The sequence below is a fragment of the Stenotrophomonas nematodicola genome (assembly GCF_009467805.1).
Lineage (GTDB): Bacteria > Pseudomonadota > Gammaproteobacteria > Xanthomonadales > Xanthomonadaceae > Stenotrophomonas > Stenotrophomonas nematodicola.
This window is the reverse complement of record NZ_WIAY01000001.1, coordinates 1,095,973-1,120,053: the sequence shown is the minus strand read 5'-3', so window position 1 is coordinate 1,120,053 and position 24,081 is coordinate 1,095,973. Positions and strand designations below refer to the sequence as shown.

18 protein-coding genes and 2 tRNA genes are annotated in these 24,081 nt (G+C 68.6%); 13 read left to right on the top strand and 7 right to left on the bottom strand.

Annotated elements, in window-relative coordinates:
- The first annotated feature begins 4 nt into the window (after positions 1–4).
- From GDJ08_RS05275 to dapE, 5 genes are read left to right on the top strand one after another with little or no spacing between them, the layout of a single operon-like run.
- A complete protein-coding gene (locus tag GDJ08_RS05275) occupies positions 5–2,626 on the top strand; it encodes a [protein-PII] uridylyltransferase (RefSeq protein WP_423670162.1) in 2,622 nt (873 codons plus the stop codon).
- Entirely contained in the window at positions 2,626–3,690 is a 1,065-nt protein-coding gene (gene dapD, locus GDJ08_RS05270; RefSeq protein WP_153164421.1) for a 2,3,4,5-tetrahydropyridine-2,6-dicarboxylate N-succinyltransferase, read from the top strand. The genes GDJ08_RS05275 and dapD overlap by 1 nt, the downstream gene beginning before the upstream one ends.
- A 1-nt stretch (position 3,691) precedes the next feature.
- Entirely contained in the window at positions 3,692–4,549 is an 858-nt protein-coding gene (locus tag GDJ08_RS05265) for a hypothetical protein (RefSeq protein WP_153164420.1), read from the top strand.
- A gap of 45 nt (positions 4,550–4,594) precedes the next feature.
- Complete coding sequence (locus tag GDJ08_RS05260) at positions 4,595–4,957, top strand: arsenate reductase (protein ID WP_153164419.1); 363 nt, start codon at positions 4,595–4,597, stop codon at positions 4,955–4,957.
- Positions 4,954–6,081, top strand: coding sequence for a succinyl-diaminopimelate desuccinylase (gene dapE / locus GDJ08_RS05255; protein WP_153164418.1), 1,128 nt, complete (start codon positions 4,954–4,956; stop codon positions 6,079–6,081). The genes GDJ08_RS05260 and dapE overlap by 4 nt, the downstream gene beginning before the upstream one ends.
- Positions 6,082–6,270: 189 nt before the next feature.
- Here dapE and GDJ08_RS05250 read toward each other — a convergent pair whose 3' ends face one another.
- Both GDJ08_RS05250 and GDJ08_RS05245 read right to left on the bottom strand, forming a co-directional pair.
- Complete coding sequence (locus GDJ08_RS05250) at positions 6,271–6,954, bottom strand: pentapeptide repeat-containing protein (protein ID WP_153164417.1); 684 nt, start codon at positions 6,952–6,954, stop codon at positions 6,271–6,273.
- Between the two features lie 101 nt (positions 6,955–7,055).
- Positions 7,056–7,958, bottom strand: coding sequence for a tetratricopeptide repeat protein (locus tag GDJ08_RS05245; RefSeq protein ID WP_136004237.1), 903 nt, complete (start codon positions 7,956–7,958; stop codon positions 7,056–7,058).
- 354 nt (positions 7,959–8,312) lie between these two features.
- Here GDJ08_RS05245 and asnB point away from each other — a divergent pair, with 354 nt between their 5' ends.
- Positions 8,313–10,004 carry an asparagine synthase B gene (asnB, locus tag GDJ08_RS05240; protein WP_136004235.1) on the top strand — a complete coding sequence of 564 codons (1,692 nt, stop codon included), beginning with the start codon at positions 8,313–8,315 and terminating at the stop codon, positions 10,002–10,004.
- A gap of 101 nt (positions 10,005–10,105) precedes the next feature.
- Positions 10,106–11,488 carry a cation:proton antiporter gene (locus GDJ08_RS05235; protein ID WP_153164416.1) on the top strand — a complete coding sequence of 461 codons (1,383 nt, stop codon included), beginning with the start codon at positions 10,106–10,108 and terminating at the stop codon, positions 11,486–11,488.
- Positions 11,489–11,513: 25 nt separating this feature from the next.
- On the opposite strand, the gene GDJ08_RS05230 is transcribed toward GDJ08_RS05235, so the two are convergent.
- Complete coding sequence (locus GDJ08_RS05230; RefSeq protein WP_153164415.1) at positions 11,514–13,874, bottom strand: penicillin acylase family protein; 2,361 nt, start codon at positions 13,872–13,874, stop codon at positions 11,514–11,516.
- A gap of 123 nt (positions 13,875–13,997) precedes the next feature.
- Here GDJ08_RS05230 and bfr point away from each other — a divergent pair, with 123 nt between their 5' ends.
- On the top strand, positions 13,998–14,486 hold the full coding sequence (bfr, locus tag GDJ08_RS05225) for a bacterioferritin (RefSeq protein WP_017357360.1): 489 nt from the start codon (positions 13,998–14,000) through the stop codon (positions 14,484–14,486).
- A 171-nt stretch (positions 14,487–14,657) separates the two neighbouring features.
- Here bfr and parC read toward each other — a convergent pair whose 3' ends face one another.
- Together parC and GDJ08_RS05215 are read right to left on the bottom strand one after the other, a co-directional pair.
- Positions 14,658–16,901 (bottom strand): DNA topoisomerase IV subunit A, encoded by a 2,244-nt coding sequence (gene parC / locus GDJ08_RS05220; protein WP_017357361.1) that lies wholly within the window; start codon positions 16,899–16,901, stop codon positions 14,658–14,660.
- 58 nt (positions 16,902–16,959) lie between these two features.
- On the bottom strand, positions 16,960–17,838 hold the full coding sequence (locus GDJ08_RS05215) for a helix-turn-helix domain-containing protein (RefSeq protein ID WP_153164414.1): 879 nt from the start codon (positions 17,836–17,838) through the stop codon (positions 16,960–16,962).
- Between the two features lie 141 nt (positions 17,839–17,979).
- Here GDJ08_RS05215 and GDJ08_RS05210 point away from each other — a divergent pair, with 141 nt between their 5' ends.
- Genes GDJ08_RS05210 through GDJ08_RS05195 form a run of 4 tightly spaced genes read left to right on the top strand, consistent with a single transcriptional unit; the run spans position 17,980 to position 22,690 of the window.
- A complete protein-coding gene (locus tag GDJ08_RS05210) occupies positions 17,980–18,423 on the top strand; it encodes a MarR family winged helix-turn-helix transcriptional regulator (protein WP_026070989.1) in 444 nt (147 codons plus the stop codon).
- Positions 18,420–19,913 carry an efflux transporter outer membrane subunit gene (locus GDJ08_RS05205; RefSeq protein WP_153164413.1) on the top strand — a complete coding sequence of 498 codons (1,494 nt, stop codon included), beginning with the start codon at positions 18,420–18,422 and terminating at the stop codon, positions 19,911–19,913. Before GDJ08_RS05210 ends, GDJ08_RS05205 begins: the two co-directional genes overlap by 4 nt.
- Positions 19,914–19,923: 10 nt before the next feature.
- The gene (emrA, locus tag GDJ08_RS05200) at positions 19,924–21,105 is read left to right on the top strand and encodes a multidrug efflux MFS transporter periplasmic adaptor subunit EmrA (RefSeq protein ID WP_017355816.1); all 1,182 of its coding nucleotides are present in this window, start codon (positions 19,924–19,926) and stop codon (positions 21,103–21,105) included.
- A 7-nt stretch (positions 21,106–21,112) separates the two neighbouring features.
- Positions 21,113–22,690: a DHA2 family efflux MFS transporter permease subunit gene (locus GDJ08_RS05195; RefSeq protein WP_017355817.1), complete on the top strand. Its 1,578-nt coding sequence runs from the start codon at positions 21,113–21,115 to the stop codon at positions 22,688–22,690.
- A 130-nt stretch (positions 22,691–22,820) separates the two neighbouring features.
- On the opposite strand, the gene GDJ08_RS05190 is transcribed toward GDJ08_RS05195, so the two are convergent.
- A tRNA-Leu gene (locus GDJ08_RS05190) sits at positions 22,821–22,907 on the bottom strand.
- A 190-nt stretch (positions 22,908–23,097) separates the two neighbouring features.
- A tRNA-Leu gene (locus tag GDJ08_RS05185) sits at positions 23,098–23,184 on the bottom strand.
- 152 nt (positions 23,185–23,336) lie between these two features.
- Here GDJ08_RS05185 and GDJ08_RS05180 point away from each other — a divergent pair.
- On the top strand, positions 23,337–24,023 hold the full coding sequence (locus tag GDJ08_RS05180; RefSeq protein ID WP_153164412.1) for a glutathione S-transferase family protein: 687 nt from the start codon (positions 23,337–23,339) through the stop codon (positions 24,021–24,023).
- Positions 24,024–24,081 lie beyond the last annotated feature (58 nt).

Below are 24,081 nucleotides of genomic sequence, written 5' to 3'. Positions count from 1 at the left end.
CCCGATGCTGGACGCGCCGGCCACCTCCGTCGCTGACCCGGAATGGGCGGCGACAGCGCGCCAGTCCCTGCAGCAGGCCGATGCACGCCTGTACCGGCGCTTCGACCAGGGCGACAACATCGAGCGCCTGCTGGCGCTGCGCGCCCGCGCGGCCGACCACCTGATCCGTCTGGCCTGGCAGCGCTGTCTGCCGGCCGAGAGCGGGCTGGCGCTGTTCGCGGTCGGGGGGTACGGGCGCGGCGAACTGTTTCCGCGGTCGGACATCGATCTTCTGATTCTCGGCGAGCCGCCGCGCCAGCGGGCGCAGGAGCCGGCGCTGGCACGCCTGTTCGCCCTGCTGTGGGACTGCGGCCTGCCGGTCAGTCATGCAGTGCGCTCGGCGCAGGAATGCACCGACGCCAGCGCCGACCAGACCGTGCTGACCGCGTTGATCGAATCGCGCCCGCTGGTGGCCGACGATGCCGCCCGGCAGGCGCTGAAGGCAGCGGTCAACGTCGATGGCCTGTGGCCGCCCCGCGAGTTTTTCCTTGCCAAACGCGAGGAGCTGCTGGCACGCCACCGCCGCTTCGGTGATACCGCCGACAACCTCGAACCGGACATCAAGGATGGCCCGGGCGGCCTGCGCGATCTCAACACACTGGGATGGATGGCGCTGCGTGCGTTCGGCGTGCGCGAACTGGAGGCCCTGGTCGGCCTTGGGCATCTGGGGCTGGACGAGGCCACCGCGTTGCGGCGCGAGCGCTGCGCGCTGGCGCAACTGCGCTTTGGCCTGCACCTGGTCGCCAACCGGCCCGAAGAACGCCTGCGCTTCGACTACCAGAAGACCCTGGCCGCACGCCTCGGCTTCGAAGACGACCCGGAGAGCCTGGGCGTCGAGAAAATGATGCAGGGCTTCTACCGCAGCGCCACGGTGGTGCGGCGGATCAGTGACCGCCTGCTGCAGCGCTTTGAAGAACAGTTCGACGGCGAAGCGGTGCCCGAGCCGGTCAGCGTGGGTTTCTCGCTGCGTCGCGGCTACCTGGCCGCCAACGATCCGCAGTGGCCGCAGGGCGATATCGAACAGGTGTTCGCGCTGTTCTCCAGCTGGGCCTACAACCCCGACGTGCGCGGCCTGCATTCGCTGACCGCACGCGCGCTGGCCGAGTCGCTGGCCGCGCTGCCGGCGTATACCGGCGCGGGCGCGGCGGCGCGCGAGCAGTTCATGGCACTGCTGCGCAGCCCGCGCGCGGTCGACACGCTGGCGCGGATGGCCCGCCTGGGCGTGCTCGGCCAGTGGATTCCGGCGTTCGCCCAGGTGTCCGGGCGCATGCAGTTCGATCTGTTCCATGTCTACACGGTGGACCAGCACACCCTGATGGTGCTGCGGAACATCGGGCTGTTCGCCAGCAGCCGCGCCGACGAGCGCTTCTCGATCGCCCACGAGGTGTGGCCGCGCCTGCGCAAGCCGGAGCTGCTGCTGCTGGCGGGCCTGTTCCACGACATCGCCAAGGGCCGCGGCGGCGACCATTCCGAACTCGGTGCGGTGGACGCACGCGATTTCTGCCAGGCGCATGCGCTGAGCGCCTCGGACACCGACCTGGTGGCCTGGCTGGTCGAGCAGCACCTGCGCATGTCGGTGACGGCGCAGAAGCAGGACATTTCCGATCCGGACGTGATCCACCGCTTCGCCACGCTGGTGGCCAGCCGCGACCGGCTGGACTATCTCTATCTGCTGACCTGCGCCGACATCGCCGGCACCAGTCCCAAGCTCTGGAACGCCTGGAAGGACCGGCTGCTGGCCGATCTGTACTTCGCCGCGCGCCGCGCGCTGCGCGACGGGCTCGAAAACCAGATGCCGGCGGCCGAGCGCGTGGCCGAGGCGCGTGACTCGGTGCGCACGCTGGTGCGCGAACGCGGTTACGACGACGCCACCATCGACCGCCAGTTCGCGGTGATGCCCGACGAGAGCTTCATCCGCCTGCGCCCCGAGCAACTGGCGTGGCAGGCTGCAGCGCTGGTGCCGGTGAAGCAGGGCCAGACCCTGGTCAAGGTGCGCCGCATCACTCCTGACGACCAGGCGCTGGAAGTGTTCGTGCATTCGCCCGATCGCGATGGCCTGTTCGCCGCGATCGTGATGACGCTGGACCGCAAGGGCTACGGCATCCACCGCGCGCGCGTACTGGACGGGCCGGTGGACACCATCTTCGATACCTTCGAGGTGACGCCGGCCGACAGCTTCGCCGATGGCGACGCGCCACGGCTGGAGGCGGCGCTGCGCGATGCGCTGGCCGGTGACCTGTCCCGGCTGCGTCCCTCGCGCCGGGCCATTCCCCGCCAGTTGCGCCATTTCCGTTTCGCGCCCCGCATCGAATTCCGCGACATCGCCGACGCAGGCAGCAGCAGCACCCGCTTCAGCCTGGTCGCGCCGGATCGCCCCGGCCTGCTGGCCGATGTCGCCTACGTGCTGCGCAACCAGCGCCTGCGCGTGCACGACGCCCGCATCGCCACCTTCGGCGAGCGCGCCGAAGACATGTTCGTGATCAGCGATGAACACGACCACCCCCTGACCGAATCCGCCAGGCAGCAGCTGCACGACGCCATGCTGGCCTGCCTGGACCCTGATCGAAACGCCGGAGACCCCCGCTGATGGCCACCAAGCCGACCAAGAAGACTGCCGCTACCTCTGCGGCGGCCAAGAAGACTGCCGCCGCCAGGACGGCGCCTGCCGCGAAGGCGCCGGTGGCCGCGAAGAAGGCCGCGCCGCGCAAAGCCGCCGCCGGCAAGGCCGCCGCCAGCCCGACCGAAAGTGCCGCCAAGCGCACCGCCAGCCGGGACGCCACCATCGCCCGCAAATCGCTGCGCAAGCCGGCCACGCCGGGCGTGGAAGAGCTGAAGTTCGGCATCGAGAGCGCCTTCGAGCGCCGTGCCACGTTGACCCTGCATGAACTGGAAGGCTCGACCAAGCCGCTGGTCGGCCGGGTCATCGACGGCCTGGAAACCGGCGAATTCCGCGTGGCCGAGCCGGATGGCCACGGCGGCTGGAAGGTCAACGAGTGGCTGAAGAAGGCCGTGCTGCTGTATTTCCGCGTCAACGACATGGCCGTGGTCGACGCACGCCCGGCGCCGTTCTGGGACAAGGTCGAATCGCGCTTCGCCGGCTTCGATGAAGCCAGGTTCCGCCGTGCCGGCGTGCGCGTGGTGCCGGGCGCCATCGCGCGCCGCGGCACCTACTTCGGCAAGGACGTGGTGCTGATGCCGAGCTTCACCAACATCGGCGCCTACGTGGGTGAAGGCACGATGGTCGATACCTGGGCCACCGTCGGTTCCTGCGCGCAGATCGGCAAACACTGCCACCTGTCCGGCGGCGCCGGCATCGGGGGCGTGCTCGAGCCGCTGCAGGCCAGCCCGACCATCATCGAAGACCATTGCTTCATCGGCGCCCGCTCGGAGGTGGTCGAGGGTTTCGTGGTGGGTCACCACAGCGTGATCGGCATGGGCGTGTTCCTCGGTCAGAGCACCCGCGTGTACAACCGCGCCACCGGCGAGATCAGCTACGGCTCGGTGCCGCCGTACAGCGTGGTGGTGTCCGGCCAGCTGCCGTCCAAGGACGGCTCGCACTCGCTGTACTGCGCCGTGATCGTCAAGCAGGTCGATGCCAAGACCCGCAGCAAGACCAGCGTCAACGACCTGCTGCGCGGTCTGGCCGACTGAGTTGGCGCCGTCGCTGGCGCAGGCAGCGCGCTACCGCCATCCCTTCCCGGGGTGGCCGGGACGCGCGTTGCAGCGCCTGCTGGACGGTACGCGCTGGACGGCCCTGCGGCGCGCGTTGACCCGCGTGCTGCCGGTGCCACCGCTGTGCAGCGATGTGCGCGATGTGATCTACATGACCTGGTGGGTGGATGCCGCCAACGCGCCCACAGCGCCACCGGGCTACCGTCTGTTCACCCACGCCGGGCGCACGCCCTACACGGTGTTGACCTATCGGCACGGCCATTTCGGCCCGGCGTTCGCCGGACGGCTGCGTGCGCTGTTTCCCTCGCCGCTGCAGAGCAACTGGCGCTGGTACCTGCTGCCCGAGGACGACACGGCGGCCACGCCGGTGGTGCTGTTCGACCGCAACGTGATCGACAGCGTGACCCACGCCGTGGGCGCCCGTCTGTTCAGCGATGCGATGCAGCCGCACTGGCCGGCACGCTTCGATCACGGCCGCAGCGGCGATGGGTGGCGGACGCGCATCGAACCGGGGCAGGGCAGTGCACCGGCACTGCAGGCGCAGTTGGCGCCGACAGCGGCTTGGCCGCCCGACTGGGCGGCGGGTGCGTTCGCCGACACGCCGCAGGCGCTGGCATTTCTCGCCTGCCAGGACGCGGCCATCGCCGTGTGCGGCGACGGCCGTACCGCATTGACCCACATCGACCTGCCGATCACGGTGTCGCAGGTGCAGCCGCTGCGGCTGGTGGGCCAGCCGCACTGTCCGCGGGTGGCGGGCATGGGGGTCGATCCCGCCGATGCGCTCTGCTTCCGGGTGCCGCAGGTGCCGTTCCGGGTCGTGTCCGAACGCCTGGTGTGACATGCTTCGGCGGTCTTTCCTGATCGACGTTGTGCGGAGCGCGCCATGACCACCACCCTGTATGGATTGAAGAACTGCGACACCTGCAAGAAGGCCACCAAGTGGCTCGACCGCTTCCAGGTGCCGTACACCTTTGTCGATTACCGCGAGCACACCCCCTCGCCGGAAACCCTGATCGACTGGGCCGCGCAGGCCGGCGGATTCGCCGCACTGGTCAACCGCTCGTCCACCACCTGGCGGCAACTGCCGGAGAACCGCAAGGCGGCGGCCTCCGACGCGGAGTGGAAGCTGCTGCTGCGCGAGCATCCCCAGCTGATCAAGCGGCCGGTGGTGGTCACGGCCGACGGCACTGTGACCCAGGGGTTCTCGGACAACGGGTTCAAGCAGCGCTTCGGAGCCGGCGCGTGAGCGATGTCCTTGCACTGACCTGCGACCTGATCGCGCGCGCGTCGGTGACCCCCGACGATGCCGGCTGCCAGGCGCTGCTGGCCGGGCGCCTGCAGCGCGCCGGGTTCAGCTGCGAACACCTGCGCCTTGGCGAGGTCGACAATCTGTGGGCCACCCACGGGCACGGCGCGCCGGTGCTCGTGCTGCTTGGCCACACCGACGTGGTGCCGACCGGGCCGGTCGAGGCCTGGACCAGCGACCCGTTCGTGCCGCAGATCCGTGATGGTGTGCTGTACGGCCGCGGTGCGGCGGACATGAAGGGCAGCGTGGCCGCCTTCGTGGTGGCCGCCGAGCAGTTCGTCGCCGCCCATCCGGACCACCCCGGCACGTTGGCGGTGCTGCTCACCAGCGACGAGGAAGGCGATGCCATCGACGGCGTGCGCCGGGTGGCCGACCTGTTCCGCGCGCGCGGGCAGGGCATCGACTGGTGCATCACCGGCGAACCGTCCTCCACCGCCGTGCTCGGCGACCTGCTGCGCGTGGGGCGCCGTGGCAGCCTGTCGGCCACGCTGACGGTGAAGGGCGTGCAGGGTCATGTGGCGTACCCGCAGAAGGCGCGCAATCCGATCCATCTGGCTGCCGCGGCAGTGGCCGAACTGACGGCGCGCCAATGGGACGACGGCTATGAGAGCTTCCCGCCGACCAGCCTGCAGATCTCCAACATCCATGCCGGTACCGGGGCCAACAACGTGATCCCCGGCGAGCTGCAGGTGCAGTTCAACCTGCGCTACAACCCGCACTGGAGCGCGCCGGTGCTGGAGCAGGAGATCGCCACGCTGCTCGACCGCCATGCGCTGGACTACACGCTCCGCTGGCACCGCAGCGGCGAGCCGTTCTACACCCCGGAAGGCACGCTGCGCCAGGTGGCCCGCGAGGTTCTGGGTGCGTTCGCCGGCGCGCCGCCGGAGGAAAGCACCGGCGGCGGCACCTCCGATGCGCGCTTCATCGCGCCGCTGGGCGCGCAGTGCATCGAAGTGGGGCCGGTCAACGCCAGCATCCACCAGGTGGACGAGAACGTCGCGGTGGCCGACCTGGAACGGCTGCCGGCCCTGTACCAGCGCCTCATCGAGCGGCTCCTGGCGTAACCGCGTGGCCGACAGGGTAGAGCCGACGACAAGGTAGAGCCGACGAAAAGGTAGAGCCGACGAAAAGGTAGAGCCGACTGTCAGTCGGCTGCTCTTCACCAGACCACAAACAGCCGACCAACACCCGGCTCTACCCGGTAGGCTCTACCCAGCCAGGCATTCCAGCCAGGCATTCCAGCCAGCCGCCCATCACGCCACAATCAGCCCGAACGCGGCCAATGCCGCGGCCGCCTGCTGCTGCGAAATCACCGCCTTTTTGAAGTGCTTGCTGTCCATCACGTTCAGCCCGCTGATATCGGTGCCGCGCAGGTCGGCGCCGTCAAAGCGGGTCAGCCGGGTCTGCGCATTGCGCAGGCTGCCGCCGTTGAACACCGCGTCGCGGAAGTCGCAGCCGGACAGCTCCGCATCGGAGAAATCCATGCCGTCCAGCTGCGCCTTGCGGAACGACAGACCGCGCAGGTCCGCACTGACCATCAGGCAGTTGCGGAACTCCAGCGCCCAGCCGCTGACCTCCTGCAGGTGCGCGCCGGTGAGCTTGCAGTCCTCGAACCGCACCGAGGACAGCGTCGCGCGGCGCCAATGACTGTTGTTCAGATCGCAGTGCGAGAAATGGCTGTCGCTGAGCAGCGCCGAACTGAGGTCGGCCTGCGCACCCCGGCACTTGTGCCACCGGCTTTCCTCCAGCGAGGCGGCCAGCCAGCTCGTGCCCGCCAGCGAGCACTGGTTGAACTGGAAGCCATCCATGTCCAGCCGCGAAAAATCGCCGCCGTCGAACACGCAGGATTCAAAAACCGCCGCGCGTGGATGCGCGGCGATGATCTGCTGCATGCGTTCGCGGGTGAGGGTGTCGTTGCGGAAAGTGACGCTGTTCATGCCGCCCATTCTGGGCGAGAAGCGCGTGGTGATGCAGTCTTGCGCAGCGCCGTTGGCTGTGTACAGCGCGACCGGGCGGGGCCCGGTACGCCGCTTGGCCATCATTCAAAGGTAAAGAACGGCGGCGCAATCGCCTCGCGCCAGTACGATTCGGCCGCCATGTAGAAGCCCTGCGCTTCGGCACGGGCGAACCAGCCTGCGGCCGCGTCCACGTTCTTTTCCAGACCACGCCCGCCGCGGCCCTGCAGCAGCCCGGCGAGGTACTGGCCATACACATTGCCCTGGTCGCCCGCGCGGGCATACCAGCGCAGCGCATCAGCCTTGCTCTCGGTCACGCCGATGCCGGCTTCGTACAGCGCGCCAAGATCGACCTGGGCCTCGGCATCGCCGCGTTCGGCACGGCGCTGGATGGCGGCGATCACCGGGTTCGGCGACGGCGCGCTGCTGACCGGCGTGCCGGGCTTGGCCGACCCGCTGGTCGCATCGCGCAGCGCCTGCAGCTTGTACAGCTCGCGCAGATACACCGCCGAGCGCAGGCGCCAGCGCAGTGCGCCTTCCATGTCGCCGCGGCGTTCATACCATTTCTCCAGGTCGTGCATGGCATAGGGCGAGCCGTGGTACGCGGCGCTGTGGTACCAGCGGAAGGCCTTGCGTGGCGACGGCTTCAACACGACCGCCTCGGGCTTCTGCGGCGTGTCGCTGCTGTCCAGGCGGCCGCGTTCCAGGATCGTGCCCAACTCCTCTTCGGCACCGGTGGTGCGATGCGTGCGTGGGGTGGTGGCGGCGGCGCGCGCGTACCAGTCCAACGCGCGCGGGTCATTCCAGGCCCGGTACATCCTGGCCACGCGCATCGCCGAGTCGAACTGCCCATCGGCCGCAGCGGCCAGGGCATCACGTTCGGTGTCGCTGACCGGGCGGGTAGGGGCGCTATGGCAGCCTGCCAGGACCAGCAGGGCCAGCGTCGGCAGCAGCGCGGCGCGCAGGCGGGGGAAGCAGAGGGTCATCCATGATATCCGGAACGGGGTGGGCGATTATCCCCGAGCGCGATGGCGCGCCCGCTGAATCAGTTGCCGTCGCAACAGTTGCGCCGTCGCCAAAACCGGGGTACGGTCGATCCATGTCCTCGTTCCTGGCCACCGCCGTCAACACCAATAACCGCAGCAATCTGCGCGCGAATAATCGTGCGCGGCCGATGCGGGACTGCGACCAGGGCTAGAACAGCAACACACGCCCGGACCCAGAAAACCCGCATCGGTCGATGCGGGTTTTTTGTTTTCCGGGTGCAGCACAGGCCCGGGAAAGGTGGCCGGTCGGATACAGACGTCACGTGTATTCCCCCATTCCCAGGAGCTGCTCCCATGTGTTCGATCTTCGGTATTTTCGGCCTGCAGGCCGGCGACGACCTTCCGGCCCTGCGCCGCCACAGCCTCGAGCTGTCCCAGCGGCAACGCCACCGCGGCCCGGACTGGAGCGGGGTGTACGTCGATGACGGCGCCATCCTGGTCCATGAGCGCCTGGCGATTGTCGATCCGGCCGGTGGCTCGCAGCCGCTGCTGTCCGACGACGGCGACCTGGCCCTGGCCGTCAACGGCGAGATCTACAACCACCGTGAACTCAAGGGCGAGCTGGCCCAGCCCTACGCCTTCCAGACCGGGTCGGACTGCGAGGTGATCAACGCGCTGTACCGCCAGGACACCCCCGCGTCGTTCCTCAACCGCCTCAACGGCATCTTCGCCTTCGCGCTGTGGGACCGCGCGGCGCAGCGTGTACTGATCGCACGCGATCCGATCGGCGTGGTGCCGCTGTACTGGGGCCACGACAGCGCCGGCCGCCTGGTGGTGGCCTCCGAACTCAAGTCACTGGTGGACATCTGCGCCGACGCCGCGCAGTTCCCGCCCGGCCACTGGTACGACAGCGCCACCGACACGCTGACCCGCTACTACGAGCGCCCGTGGCGCGACTACGACGCGGTGGACGGCGTGGCTGCCGACCTGACCGAGCTGCGCGAAGCCTTCGAGCGTGCCGTACACCGGCAGCTGATGACCGACGTGCCCTATGGCGTGCTGCTGTCCGGCGGTCTCGATTCCTCGCTGGTGGCTGCGGTGGCCGCACGCTATGCCCGCCATCGCATCGAGGACGGCGACCAGAGCGAAGCGTGGTGGCCGCGCCTGCATTCGTTCGCGATCGGCCTGAAGGGATCGCCCGACCTGGCGGCTGCGGCGATCGCGGCCGAGGCGCTGGGCACGGTGCACCACGGGTTCGAGTACACCTTCGAGGAAGGGCTGGATGCGTTGCCGGAAGTGATCCGGCACGTGGAAACCTACGATGTCACCACCATCCGCGCCTCCACGCCGATGTTCCTGCTGGCGCGCCGGATCAAGGCGATGGGCGTGAAGATGGTGCTGTCCGGCGAAGGCAGCGATGAGATTTTCGGGGGGTATCTGTACTTCCACAAGGCGCCGAACGCACGGGAGTTCCATGAGGAACTGGTGCGCAAGCTCGACGCGCTCAACAACTACGACTGCCTGCGTGCCAACAAGTCGATGATGGCCTGGGGCGTGGAGCCGCGCGTGCCGTTCCTGGACCGCGAGTTCCTCGATGTGGCCATGCGCATCGATGCCCGCCACAAGATGGTGGGGAAGGGCGGCGACGGCGCGCGCCGGATCGAAAAGGCGGTGCTGCGTGAAGCCTTCGAGGGCTATCTGCCGGAGTCGATTCTGTGGCGGCAGAAAGAGCAGTTCAGCGACGGCGTGGGCTACGGCTGGATCGATGGGCTCAAGGCGCATGCCGACGCACAGATCAGCGACCGGGTGATGGCGGCGGCGGACAAGCGCTTCGTGCACAACCCGCCGCAGACCAAAGAGGCCTATTACTACCGCCACGTGTTCGAGCAGTACTTCCCGACCCAGGCGGCGGCCGAAACCGTGCCGGGCGGCAAGTCGATCGCCTGTTCGTCGCCGGCCGCCATCGCCTGGGACGCGAGCTTCGCGGCAATGGCGGACCCGTCCGGTCGCGCGGTCGCCGGTGTGCACGCCCAGGCACTGGCGTGATCGATCCGGTGCGGCGACGCCACCGTGTCGCCGCACCGCTGCCTGCTGCCGCGATGCCCCTGAACCCGTAGAATCCCTGCGTCAATCGATCGGGACCGGTCATGGAAGCGGACACCACCGGCGGCGTGCGTCGCCGCGGACTGGCATGGCGGTATCTCGGCTGGGTGGCGCTACCGTTGCTGGTGGGCCTCGGCCTTGCGCGCTTTGCCGGTCCCGGCGTGCAGGCGCAGGTCGCCCGTACCCATGCGGCCCTCGATGCCGACTGGGCAGCGCATCTGAGTACGCCACTGGGGCTGTTCCTGCTGCAGCTTCTTGTGCTGCTGCTGGTGGCCAAGGGCACCGGCTGGCTGTTCCGCCGGCTCGGCCAGCCGGGCGTGATCGGCGAAATGGCCGCGGGCCTGATGATGGGGCCGCTGGTGCTGGGCGCGCTGTTGCCGCAGGTGCACGGCGTGCTGTTCCCGCCGGCGTCGCTGGGCTCGCTGGGGCTGCTCAGTCAGCTGGGTGTGCTGATGTTCCTGCTGGTGGCCGGCGCCGAACTGGATCTGGGTGGCCTGCGTGGCCGGCGTCGCTTCGCGTTCGTGGTCAGCCATGCCGGCATCGCCGTGCCGTTCGTGCTTGGCGTGCTGCTGGCGCTGTGGCTGTACGACGCGCACGCGCCGGGCGGTGTGGGATTCACCGGATTTGCGCTGTTCGTCGGCGTATCGCTGAGCATCACCGCGTTCCCGGTGCTGCTGCGCATCCTGGCCGACCGCGGCATGACCGGCACGCCGCTGGGCCAGACCGCGATCGCCTGCGCCGCACTTGGCGATGCCACTGCCTGGTGCCTGCTGGCGCTGATCGTGGCGGCCGCGCAGGCGCAGGGCTGGGTGCCGGCGACGATCAACCTGGTCTGTGTGGTGGCGTTCGTGGCGCTGATGCTGGGCGTGGTGCGGCCGTGGTTCTCGCGCCGCACGATTGCGCCGGGGCTGGAGGGCCGCTGGCTGCTGATCATGCTGTTGATGGCGCTGGGCTGCGCGCTGGTCACTGAAATACTCGGCATCCACGCGCTGTTCGGTGCGTTCGCCGCCGGTGTGGCGGTGTCCGGCAATGCCACGCTGCGGCACACCGTGGCCACCCGGGTCGAGCCGTTCGCGGTCACCCTGCTGCTGCCGCTGTTCTTCGCCATGACCGGCCTGCGCATGCGCGCCGACGCGCTGCACGCCAGCGATCTGCTGCTGTGCCTGGTGGTGATCGCGGTGGCCACCCTGGGCAAGCTGATCGGCACGTGGAGCGCGGCGCGCAGCGCGGGCATGGGCAATCACGAGGCCTGGCGGCTCGGCGCGCTGATGAACACCCGCGGGCTGATGGAGCTGATCGTGCTCAACCTGGGCTACGAACTGGGCTTCCTTGGCGACCGGCTGTTCGCCGTGCTGGTGATCATGGCGCTGGTGACCACCGCCATGACCGGGCCGCTGCTGAGCGCGATGGACCGTCGCTGGCGCTAGCTGCGGCAGAGGCGGCGGGTGCCCGCTACCGCGCGGTGCCCGGCGTCAGGTCCAGGCGGTACACCGTCTTGCCCGGCAGGAACGGCGTCGGCGTTCCCTTCACCCAATCCTCGTGCCCTGCGCCCCAGAACGGCGACAGCGGATGCCCGCTCTGGCCGCCGGGCATGTGCACCAGGCCATCGGCCTCATGGCCGGGCGCGACCACCATGCGTTGCGAGGCACCGAACGCCGGCCCCTGCACGCGGGGCATGTCGCGGTCGCCGGGCAGGGCATCGGCGGGCATGCACAGCCCGCGGCGGACGAACGCGGGCAGGGCGCGGCTGATCGGATGACAGATCGCGGCCGTGTTGCGCTCGCCCCAGGTGCGCTGCGCAAGATCCGGCCCCTGCGCGGCGAGGTCGGCGTCCAGGTGACGGGCGGCATCCTCCAGCAGCGCGCCCCAGCTGGTGTAGGCCGGCGGCAACAGGTGTGCCGGCCGCTCGGTCACCAGCGGCCAGGCGACCCCTTCGAACTGGGCCAGCCGCGGTGGAAGGTAACGGTCGCCAAGGGTTGCCGTGGCCGGTGCGAGCAGGCCCGTGGTCAGGGCGTCCACGACCTTGCCGCGGAAGCCGCGCGCCAGCCGGTAACTGACCGAATCGACCCCGGCGTGCCCGTCCCAGTGACGGCTGGCGGCCTCCAGGCGCTTCAGCGCGGGGTCGTTGCTGCCCTCAACCACCTGGCGCATCAGCGTCCACCAGCGCGCCATGAACAGTGCACGGTCGTCGAGCTGGATCGCCAGCAGGTCCGCTTCGGTGAACTGCTGGCGCGCCATCAGGCGGTCGCGGATCTGCCGCCCACGCGCGCCCAGGTCGTAGCCGCCGTTGCCGGCCACCGTCAGCGCCTCGCCGTCGAGAACGCGTCCGTTGGCGGTCCACAGGCGGTGAGAGGGCGGGTCGACCAGCGCCGGTGAGCGGTCGCTGCGGATCGGCCACGGTGCGCAGTGCGCCGCCGCCGGCTGTGCGGCGCCGGCGGGCGGGCAGCCGGCGGCACGGTCGGGTCGGGCGCCGATCAGCCGCCAGGCGATACGTCCCTTGCGGTCGCCGAGCAGCAGGTTCTGGGTGGGAATACCGGCGTGGTCGGCGATGCGCAGGGCCTCGTCCAGATTCCCGGCGCGCGCCATCGCCGCGAAGTCCAGCCGCAGTGCACCGGGCAACTGCGCGGTCCAGCGCAGGGCCTCGCCGCTGCCATCCGCACGCGTGTGCAGGACCGGCCCCCAGGCGCTCTCGCGCACCTGCAGGATCACGTCGGGCTGCCCGGCCACCTGGATGCGCTCCTCGTAGCGCCGGATGCCATCGACCGTGCCGGGCGCGGCGGCCGGCACAGGGACGAAGTCGGCGTTGTCGATGTAGCTGTTGGTGAATCCCCACGCCACGTACCCGTTGCTGCCGACCACGATCGCCGGCAACCCGGGCAGGGAAAAGCCGGTGACATCGACCTTGCCGCCGGGTGCCTGCGGGTCGGGATAACGCAGCCGCACCCGGAACCAGAGGTTCGGCGCGCGCAGGCCCAGGTGCATGTCATCGGCGACGATCGCACGGCCATCGGCGGTGAGTGCGCCGGCCACGGCCATAGTGTTGCTGCCGTGCACATCCGGCTCGGCGCGCGCGGCTGTTGTGGTGGGGGGCACGGCCAACGGCCGGCGCAGGTCCAGCACGTCGGCGCCGGGCAGCCGCGCATTGCCACGCGGTGGGCCGAACAGCGGCGCATCCCACTCGCTGCCGTCGTGGGCGAGCAGGGCATACAACGGTGGCGGCACCACGTCACGCAGGCGCGCCATCGCCAGCTCGTCCTGGTTGCCCGGGTCCTGCAGATCGGCATACATCGCCAGCCCGGTCAGCACGCTGTCCTCGGCTGCCCAGGGGGCCGGCGGCTGGCGCAGCAGCAGGTACGGCCACGGGCGCACGCGCAGCCCGGCGAGGCCGGCGTTGACACCCGCCACATAGGCCTGGATCACCTCGGGCCGCGCACCGATGGCCTCGGCCAGATGCGCGCGGGTACGCGCACGCAGACGGTGGACGCGCATCCGCTGGTCCATCTCGACGGCGGCCGGGCCGAACAGCGCGGCCAGCTCGCCGGCGGCGGTGCGGCGCATCAGGTCCATCTCGAAATAGCGTTCCTGCGCGTGCACCAGCCCCAGCGCCTGCATCGCATCGGCCTGGCTGCCGGCATCGATGGTGACCACGCCGAGCGCATCGCGGGTGACGCTGACCGGAGCCTGCAGGCCCGCCAGCGGCTGTGTGCCGTCCAGCGCGGGCAGACTGCCGCGCAGCAGCCCCCACACGATGGCGATGACAACGATGAGCAGTACCACCAACAGCCACAGCACCCGCGTGAGCCAGCGACGCATCCCGCGCCCCCCGATGACGGTGTTGGCCGATTGTAGGCGCCAACTGCGACTGATTCCGATTAGATCATTGGAACGCTGGATGCGGCACCATGTGCGCCATCGATCCACCAGGAACCCCCCACCATGAAAGGCAATCCGGACGTCATTGCGTGTCTGAAGGACCTGCTGCGCGGCGAGTTGGCCGCACGCGACCAGTATTTCATCCACTCGCGACGCTACGAAGACCAGGGCCTGTTCGCGCTGTACGAGCGCTTGAACCATGAGATGGAAGAGGAAACCCAGCACGCCGATGCGCTGCTGCGTCGCATCCTGTTCCTCGGCGGCGATCCGGACATGCGCCCGCATGCGTTCGAGCCCGGCACCACGGTCGAAGAGATGCTGCAGAAGGACCTGGACACCGAGTACAGCGTGCGCGACAACCTGGCGGCCGGCATGAAGCTGTGTGAACAGCATCAGGATTACGTGAGCCGCGACCTGCTGCTGGTGCAGCTCAAGGACACCGAGGAAGACCACGCCTGGTGGCTGGAACAGCAGCTGGGGCTGATCAAGCGGATCGGCCTGGCGCTGTACCAGACCAGCAAGATGCAGGCCAAGGGCACCGCCGCGCACTGAGGCGCGTGCGTGTTCAATCGCGCGCCAGCCAGCGTTCGCCAGCACGCCGCAGACACCCGCGTCCGCCCGCCCGCAGCCGCCAGCCAGCCGACGCAGAAGCAAACAGAAAGGCCGGGGAAACCCGGCCTTTCTGTGTCTACGTGATCGGGACCGCGTTCGATCCTCTCGGCGTTACTCCACCGCCAGTCCTTCGACCTTCTGCCAGCCACGCGGCAGCAGATGGCCGCGCGTGGCACGCGTGCCCAGGTAGGTGTCCAGGTCCTTGAACGACAGGTTCATCGTCCGCTGGCCGCTGCGCACCAGCAGGGTGTTGCCGGGGCTCACCGACACCACCGCCACCACGCGCTCGGTGGCGAGCTTGGCCTTGGGGATGTCGATGATCTTGTTGCCCTTGCCCTTGTCCAGTTCCGGCAGGTCGCTGGCCGCAATCGCCAGCAGGTTGCCCGAGCTGGTCACCGCCACGATCCGGTCGGTGTCCGGATTGGCGACCACGGCCGGGGTCAGCACCTTCGAGCCGGAGGTGAGATTGAGCATCGCCTTGCCGGCCTTGTTGCGGCCGGTGAGGTTCTCGAAGCGCGTCACGAAGCCATAGCCATGCGTGGAGGCCAGCACGAAGCGGGTGTTGTTCTCGCCGCTGGCCAGGGTCATGAACGCGCTGCCCGGCGCGGGCGAGAAGCGGCCGGTCAACGGCTCGCCATTGCCGCGCGCGGAGGGCAGGGTGTGGATCAGGGTCGAGTACGCGCGACCTTCGCTGTCCAGGAACGCGACCTGCTGGGTGCTGCGTGCGCGGACCGCCCCCAGCAGCGCATCGCCGTCGCGGTAGGACAGTGTGGACGGGTCCATGTCGTGGCCCTTGGCCGCGCGGATCCAGCCCTTCTCCGACAGCACTACGGTCATCGGCTCGCTGGGCACCAGCTCGGTTTCGTCGATGGCCTGCGCCGCACCCCGCTGGACCAGCGGCGAACGGCGGTCGTCGCCGAACTTCTTCGCATCGGCCACCAGCTCGTCACGGATCAGCTTCTTCAGCTTGGCCTTGCTCTCCAGGATCGACTGGATCTTGTCGCGTTCCTTGACCAGCGCATCCTGCTCGCCACGGATCTTCATTTCCTCCAGGCGTGCCAGCTGCTTCAGCTTGGTTTCCAGGATGTACTCGGTCTGCTCCTCGCTCAGTCCGAAGCGTGCGATCAGCGCCGGCTTGGGCTCGTCCTCGGTGCGGATGATGTGGATCACCTCATCCAGGTTGAGGAAGGCAACCAGCAGGCCGTCCAGCACATGCAGGCGGCGCTCGACCTTCTGCAGGCGGTGGTTGAGGCGGCGGGTCACGGTGGTGCCGCGGAACTGCAGCCACTCGCTGAGCAGCATCTTCAGGTTTTTCACCTGCGGACGGCCGTCCAGCCCGATCACATTGAGGTTGACCCGGTAGCTGCGCTCCAGGTCGGTGGTGGCGAACAGGTGGCCCATCAACTGTTCGGCATCCACGCGGTTCGAGCGCGGCACCAGCACCACCCGCACCGGGTTGGCGTGGTCGGATTCGTCACGGATGTCTTCCAGCCACGGCAGCTTCTTGGCGCGCATCTGCGCGGCGATCTGCTCGATCACCTTCGACGGCGAGACCTGGAAGGGCAGCGCGTTGACCACGATGTTGTTGTGTTCCTTCACGAACGTCGAGCGCGCCCGCACGCTGCCGTTGCCGGTCTCGTACATGTTCCGCAGGTCGGCCAGCGGCGTGATGATCTCGGCGAAGCTCGGGTAGTCCGGCCCCTTCACGTGCTCGCACAGATCGGCCACGGTCGCATCGGGATCGTCCAGCAGGTGCAGCAGGGCGCTGACGATCTCGTTGAGGTTGTGCGGCGGCACGTCGGTGGCCATGCCCACGGCGATGCCGGTGGTGCCGTTGAGCAGCAGGTGCGGCAGGCGCGCCGGCATCCAGGTCGGCTCTTCCAGGGTGCCGTCGAAGTTCGGGGTCCAGTCCGTGGTGCCCTGACTGATCTCACCCAGCAGCACTTCGGCGATGGGGGTCAGCTTGGATTCGGTGTAACGCATCGCCGCGAACGACTTGGGATCATCGGTTGAACCGAAGTTGCCCTGGCCTTCGATCAGCGGATAGCGGTAGGAGAAGGGCTGGGCCATCAGCACCAGCGCTTCGTAGCACGCGCTGTCGCCGTGCGGGTGGTACTTGCCGATCACGTCGCCGACAGTACGTGCGGATTTTTTCGGCTTGGAGCCCGCGTTCAGGCCCAGCTCGCTCATCGAATAGATGATGCGGCGCTGCACCGGCTTGAGCCCGTCGCCGATGAACGGCAGTGCGCGATCGAGCACCACGTACATCGAATAGTCCAGGTACGCCCGTTCGGCGTATTCGCGCAGGGGCAGCTGTTCAAAGCCGTGGAAGGCGGGGCGGGCGAGATCGGTCATGCGGGATTGGTACCTGTGGCAAGGGACGGCGACGGCTGTCGCCCTCGCAGGCGGACGATTATCCGGATGCGGCCGGGGATGCCAAGCCGCGTGATGGGTTCAGTGGCTGTCCGTTGCGCGCCAGATAGCGCCCGGGCGGGCAGCCGAAGTGGCGGCGGAACACCGTGACGAAGGCGCTGGGGCTGCTGAACCCCAGTTCGTGGGCGATGTCGGACACCCCCTGGCCGTCGGAAAGGCGGCGCAGGCCCTCGGCCAGGCGCGCCTGCTGGCGCCACTGGGCGAAGCTGAGGGTGGTTTCGTCGCGGAAGTGCCGGGTCAGTGTACGCGGCGACAGCCCCGCCCACTGCGCCCACTGCTCCAGGCTGCGGCCGTCTGCCGGGTTGGCGATCAGCTGCGAGGCGATCCGCAGCAGCCGCCGGTCCTGCGGCATCGGCAGATGCATGCGCTGGCGCGGGGCATGCCGCAGTTCGTCCAGCAGGACCTCGATCATGTGCTGCTGGCGCGGGCTGGCCGTCTCGGCAGGGGGCCATTCGGTGACACGCAGCGCCAGCGCCTGCAGCAGGTCGGAGATGGCGACCACGCAGGGTTCATCGGGCAGTTCGCGGGTCAGCCCGGCACTGATGATCACGCCCCAGCCCCGCAGCGGGCCGCAGATGTCCACCGTGTGGGGTTCGGCCGGGGGCATCCAGCCGGCGCAGCCGGGCGGCAGCGACCAGTTCCCGTGCCGGGTACGGATGTTGAGCAGGCCGGCCTCCACGCTGATCAACTGGCCGCGCCGATGCTGGTGCCAGTCGATCTCGCGCTCCAGCCCGTTGGCGCTCTCGACCCGGAAGCCGAGCACGCCCAGCCCATCGTCGCGCTCGAACCAGTCGAGCACGTTGTTGCGGATCATCTGGGTGGCGACGGGGTCGGGTGCTGGCCGGAATGTGTCATTCATTGGCTATATTGTAATACCGGGCCAGTGTCGGGCGCTATTAAGGTGGCGTTCCTCCATTGTTCTGTGTGCTGCAACACAGCATTTGGTTCCAGATCGAATATTTCCATTGAGAAATATAATTTTTGGAAGAGAATGCTCACCATGATCTGTCCCGAAACCACGCCTCCCAGCTTCGGACTGCTGTTGCGCCAGGTGCGCGACGGCCTGGTCCGTCAGCTGGACACGTCGATGGCCGAAGAAAACCTCGGCATCGGGTTCACCCACTACCTGGGTCTGAAGGTGCTCTCGGCGCGCGCGCCGTGCACCGCCAACGAACTGGCTCAGGCCCTGGACCAGGTACCCAGCGCCGTTACCCGGCTGCTGGACAAGCTCGAAGCGATGGGCTGCGTGCGGCGCGAGCCGCATGCCCAGGACCGTCGGGCGCTGCAGATCGTGTTGACCGACGAAGGCCGCCAGTTGTGGGCCCGGCTGAAGCAGCGCGGCGACCAGACGATGAACGACGCCATGCGCGACCTGTCCCAGGACGAGCGCGCGCAGCTGCATTCCCTCATGACCCGTGTACGTGACTCCCTCAATTCGCCATGACTCTCCCCTCTGATCGCCCCTCGTCACTGCGCCCGCTGCGGCCGGTGCTGCTGTCCGTGCTGGCGCTGGCGCTGGCCGCGTGTGCCAGCACCGGCGGCCTGGAACCCAAGGCCATGCTGCTCGACGCCGACAGCCTGCAGACCCAGCGCACCCTGGCCAACCCCGGGCTGAGCCAGCCGGGCTGGCCGTCCACCGACTGGTGGCGTGCGCTGGGCGACCCCCAGCTCGACGCCCTGATCGCTGAAGGCCTGCAGCGCAACCCGGGTCTGGACGCCGCCGATGCGCGCCTGCGCCAGGCCCGCGCCCAGATCGGCACCGCCCGTGCCGACCGCCTGCCGAGCGTGTCCGCCTCCGGCGGCTACACCGGTGTGCGCCTGCCCGAATCGATGGTGGGCGATGAGCTTGGCGGCAGCTATGCCGGCAGTGGCCAGGCCTACCTCAGCGTCAGCTATGGCATTGACCTCTGGGGTGGCAAGCGTGCGGCCTGGGAAGCGGCCGTGGACAGCGGCCACGCCGCCGCAGTGGACGCGCAGGCCGCGCGCCTGAACCTCTCGGCGGCGATTGCCGAAGCGTATGCGCAGTTGGGCTACGCATGGCAGTTGCATGATGTGGCCAGCGAAGAACTGGTACGGGCGCAGAAGACCCTGGACCTGACCCGTCAGCGGCGCGCCGCCGGCATCGACAGCGACCTGCAGACCCGCCAGGCCGAAGCCCGCATCCCGGCCGCGCAGCAGCAGCGGCAGGCCGCGCAGCAGCAGATCGACGAAGCGCGCACCGCGCTGGCCGCGCTGGTCGGGCAGGGCCCGGACCGCGGCCTGCAGATCGAACGCCCGCAGGTGCTCAACCCGCTCGCGCTGCAGCTCCCGGGCGTGCTGCCCAGCGAACTGCTCGGCCGTCGCCCGGACATCGTCGCCGCGCGTTGGCGCGTGGAAGCAGCCCAGCGCGGGATCCACGCGGCCAAGGCGCAGTTCTATCCCAGCCTGAACCTCACCGCGCTCGGCGGGGTGGTGTCCAGCGAGGTCGACCTACTGCTCAAGAGCGGTTCGACCTTCGCCTTCCTGGGCCCGGCGCTGAGCCTGCCGATCTTCGACGGTGGCCGCCTGCGCGCCAACCTGGACAAGACCGACGCGCAGTACGACCTGGCCGTGGCCGATTACAACCAGTCGGTGGTCAACGCGCTGCGCGATGTCGCCGACCAGGTCAATGCGGTGCGTTCGCTGGCCGACCAGGCCGCCGCGCAGGCCCAGGCGGTGAGCACCGCGCGGGCCGCCCACGACCTGGCCGGACAGCGCTACCGCGCTGGCATCGGCAGTTACCTGGACGTACTCAGCGTGGAAGAGCAACTGCTGGTGTCCCAGCAGCGCCTGGCCGAGCTGCAGTCGCGTCAGATCCTTGTTTCGGTGCGACTGAGCCAGGCGCTGGGCGGCGGTTTCATCCCGTCCAGCGACACCGCCACGGTTGCCGCCACCCCCGAATCCTCGCATTCCTGAGAGTCATCCCATGAGTCAGACCTCCGCCCCCGCTGCCGAGAACGCAGCTCCCTCCCGTCGCGGCAAGCTGCTGCGCGGCCTGCTGGTCATCGTGGTGCTGCTGCTGGCCGCGCTGGCCCTGTGGTACTTCATGTTCGGCCGCTGGTTCGAGGAAACCGACGATGCCTACGTGCAGGGCAACCAGGTGCAGATCACCCCGCTGATCAGCGGCACCGTCGTGGCGATCAACGCCGATGACGGCATGCGCGTGGCGCGTGGCCAGCTGCTGGTACAGCTGGATCCGGCCGACACCGAAGTGGCGCTGCAGCAGGCCGAAGCCAACCTCGCCCGGACGGTCCGCCAGGTGCGCGGCCTGTACCGCAGCGTCGAGGGCGCGCAGGCCGAGTTGAATGCCCGCCAGGTCACGCTCAATCGTGTGCGCGAGGACTTCAATCGTCGCAGGAACCTGGCCGCCACCGGTGCGATCTCCAACGAAGAGCTGGCGCATGCCCGCACCGAACTGGCCGCTGCCGAAGCCGCCGTCGCCGGTTCGCGCGAGACCTTCGAACGCAGCAGCGCACTCGTTGACGACACCGTGATCGCCACGCAGCCGGACGTGCAGGCGGCCGCCGCGCAGCTGCGCCAGGCCTACCTCAACAATGCCCGCGCCGGCATCGTCGCGCCGGTGGCCGGCTATGTCGCCCGTCGTTCGGTACAGGTCGGCCAGCGCGTGCAGCCGGGCACTGCGCTGATGGCCGTGGTGCCGACCGAACAGATGTGGGTGGAGGCCAACTTCAAGGAGACCCAGCTGCGCCACATGCGCCTGGGCCAGGAAGTGGAGCTGCGCTCGGATCTGTACGGCGGTGATGTGACCTACAAGGGCCGCATCGACAGCCTGGGCCTGGGCACCGGCTCGGCGTTCTCGCTGCTGCCGGCGCAGAACGCCAGCGGCAACTGGATCAAGATCGTGCAGCGCGTGCCGGTGCGCATCGCCATCGACGCCAAGCAGCTGGCCGAGCACCCGCTGCGCATCGGCCTGTCGATCAAGGCTGAAGTGAGCCTGCGCGACCAGAAGGGCACCGTGTTGCCGACCGAAACCGCCAAGGGCCAGGTGTTCGACACCGACGTCTACGCAAAGCAGCTGCACAGCGCCGACGACGTGATCCACCAGATCATCCAGAGCAACCTGCCGCAGCAGGCCAAGGCAAGCTGAGGCCATCATGTCCGCACAAGCTCCCGCCGCGCCCGGTATGCCGGGTGCGCCAGGGACGACCGCCGGCTTCAAGCCGGCCAACGTCGCCCTGTGTACCGCCGGCCTGGCGATGGCCTCGTTCATGCAGGTGCTCGACACCACCATCGCCAACGTGTCGCTGCCGACCATCGCCGGCAACCTCGGCGCCAGTTCGCAGCAGGCGACGTGGGTGATCACCTCGTTCGCGGTCAGTACCGCGATCGCGCTGCCGCTGACCGGCTTTCTGAGCCGTCGCTTCGGCGAGACCAAACTGTTCGTCTGGGCCACGCTGGCCTTCACGCTGGCCTCGCTGCTGTGCGGCCTGGCGCAGAGCATGGGCATGCTGGTCGTGTCGCGTGCGATCCAGGGCTTTGTGGCGGGTCCGATGTACCCGATCACCCAGAGCCTGCTGGTGTCGCTGTACCCGCGCGAGAAGCGCGGGCAGGCGCTGGCGCTGCTGGCGATGATCACCGTGGTGGCGCCGATCGCCGGCCCGATCCTGGGCGGCTGGATCACCGACAACTACAGCTGGGAGTGGATCTTCCTGATCAACGTGCCGCTGGGCATCTTCGCCGCGCTGGTGGTGGGCAACCAGCTCAAGGGCCGGCCGGAGCACACCGAGAAGCCGAAGATGGACTACGTCGGCCTGATCACGCTGGTCATCGGCGTGGGTGCGCTGCAGCTGGTGCTGGACCTCGGCAACGACGAGGACTGGTTCAGCTCGGGCAAGATCGTGGTGCTGGCCTGCGTGTCGGTGGTGGCCCTGGCGGTGTTCCTGATCTGGGAACTGACCGACAAGGATCCCATCGTGGATCTGCGCCTGTTCCGGCACCGCAACTTCCGCGCCGGCACGCTGGCGATGGTGGTGGCCTATGCCGCGTTCTTCAGCGTGGCACTGCTGATCCCGCAGTGGCTGCAGCGCGACATGGGCTATACGGCGATCTGGGCGGGCCTGGCGACCGCGCCAATCGGCGTGCTGCCGGTGATCATGACCCCGTTCGTGGGCAAGTACGCGTCGCGGTTCGACATGCGCATGCTGGCCACCATCGCCTTCGTGTTCCTGTCTTTCACCAGCTTCCTGCGTTCGGGTTTCAACCTGCAGGTGGACTTCGGCCATGTGGCCGGCATCCAGCTGATCATGGGTATCGGTGTGGCGCTGTTCTTCATGCCGGTGCTGCAGATCCTGCTGTCGGATCTGGACGGGCGCGAGATCGCGGCCGGTTCCGGCCTGGCCACGTTCCTGCGCACGCTGGGCGGCAGTTTCGCGGCGTCGTTGACGACGTGGCTGTGGGCGCGGCGCACCCAGGAGCACCATGCGCACCTCACCGAGCATGTGTCCGGCTACACGCCGGGCATGCAGGACCAGGTGACCGCGATGGGGCAGGGCGACCTGCAGCATGGCGCCGCCGTGCTCAACACCATGATCAACCACCAGGCATCGCAGATGGGCTTCAACGACATCTTCTTCCTGCTGGGCTGGATCTTCCTGGCCATCATCGCGTTCCTGTGGCTGGCCAAGCCGCCGTTCGGCGCAGGGGCCGGCGCGGCCTCTGCCGGCGGACATTGACGGCGTGACCTGATGAAACAAAAAACCCCGCTGAAGAGCGGGGTTTTTTCTATGCCGAGCCACGCGCGGCGGCAGAAACCGGCAGGCATGAAAAAACCCGCTTGCGCGGGTTTGATCATTGTCTGAGTCATGGTGCCCAGGAGAGGACTCGAACCTCCACGAAGTTGCCCCCGCTAGCACCTGAAGCTAGTGCGTCTACCAATTCCGCCACCTGGGCGACTCAGGAGGAGAATTCTGCGGGAGAACCGGGAATGTGTCAACAGCATTTCGCACGACGTGGCGTTGCTCGCATGTCGCCGCGACATCGCGTTGCATGTCGCGTGATGCAGGCGTCCTGCGAAGCGGGTGTCATCGAACGCCGAAAACGAAAAAACCCGCTTGCGCGGGTTTGATCATGTTCTGAGTCATGGTGCCCAGGAGAGGACTCGAACCTCCACGGAGTTGCCCCCGCTAGCACCTGAAGCTAGTGCGTCTACCAATTCCGCCACCTGGGCGACTCAGGACGCGAATTATGCGGAAGCCGTTGAAGACTGTCAACGCTTTGTGACGCGCCGTGCGGTCCCGGTCGCGCTGGCGGGTGGGGCGCGGCTTGACCGGGGCAGCCGACACTGAAAATACTGGCCCCACCCTGCAGCAAGGCGTTCCCATGCCGAACCCGATCCTGCATTTTCATCCCCTGTCATCGTGCTGCCAGAAAGTGCTGATCGCCGCGCGCGTATTGGGCGCATCGCTGGATGCGCGGCTGTTGAACCTGGGCGACCCGGTCGAGCGCGAGGCGTTCCGGACGCTGTGGCCACTCGGCAAGATGCCGCTGCTGGTGGAGCAGGGCACGTGCATCGGCGAGACCAGCATCATCATCGAGTACCTGCAGTGCCATCATGCCGCCCAAGGGGCGCTGCTGATTCCGCAGGACCCGGCACAGGCGCTGGAGGTGCGCTTCTGGGACCGGGTCTGCGATCTGTACGTGATGGCGCCGATGCAGGCACTGACTGCCGCCCTGCTGCAGCCGTCGGGCGATGGAGGCGGAGCCGCGGACGCCGCTGCCCGCGCGATGCTGCTGAACACCTATGCGGTGTTGGACCGGCAGTTGGGTGGGCGTCAGTGGTTGGCGGGCGACAGCTTCAGCCTGGCCGATTGCGCCGCAGCGCCGGCGCTGTTCTATGCAGTGGCCTACGTGCCGTTGCCTGCGTCACATACCGCGCTGTCCGCCTATGTGGAGCGGTTGATGGCGCATGCACCTGTGGCGGCGGTGATCGACGCCGCGCGGCCCTGGTTCAAGCACTTTCCGGGGCGGGCAGGGCTGTCGCGCCGCTACTACGACCCGGACACCTGATCCACCCGGGCTGCGCCGGACGTACCCCGGACATGAAAAAACCCGCTTGCGCGGGTTT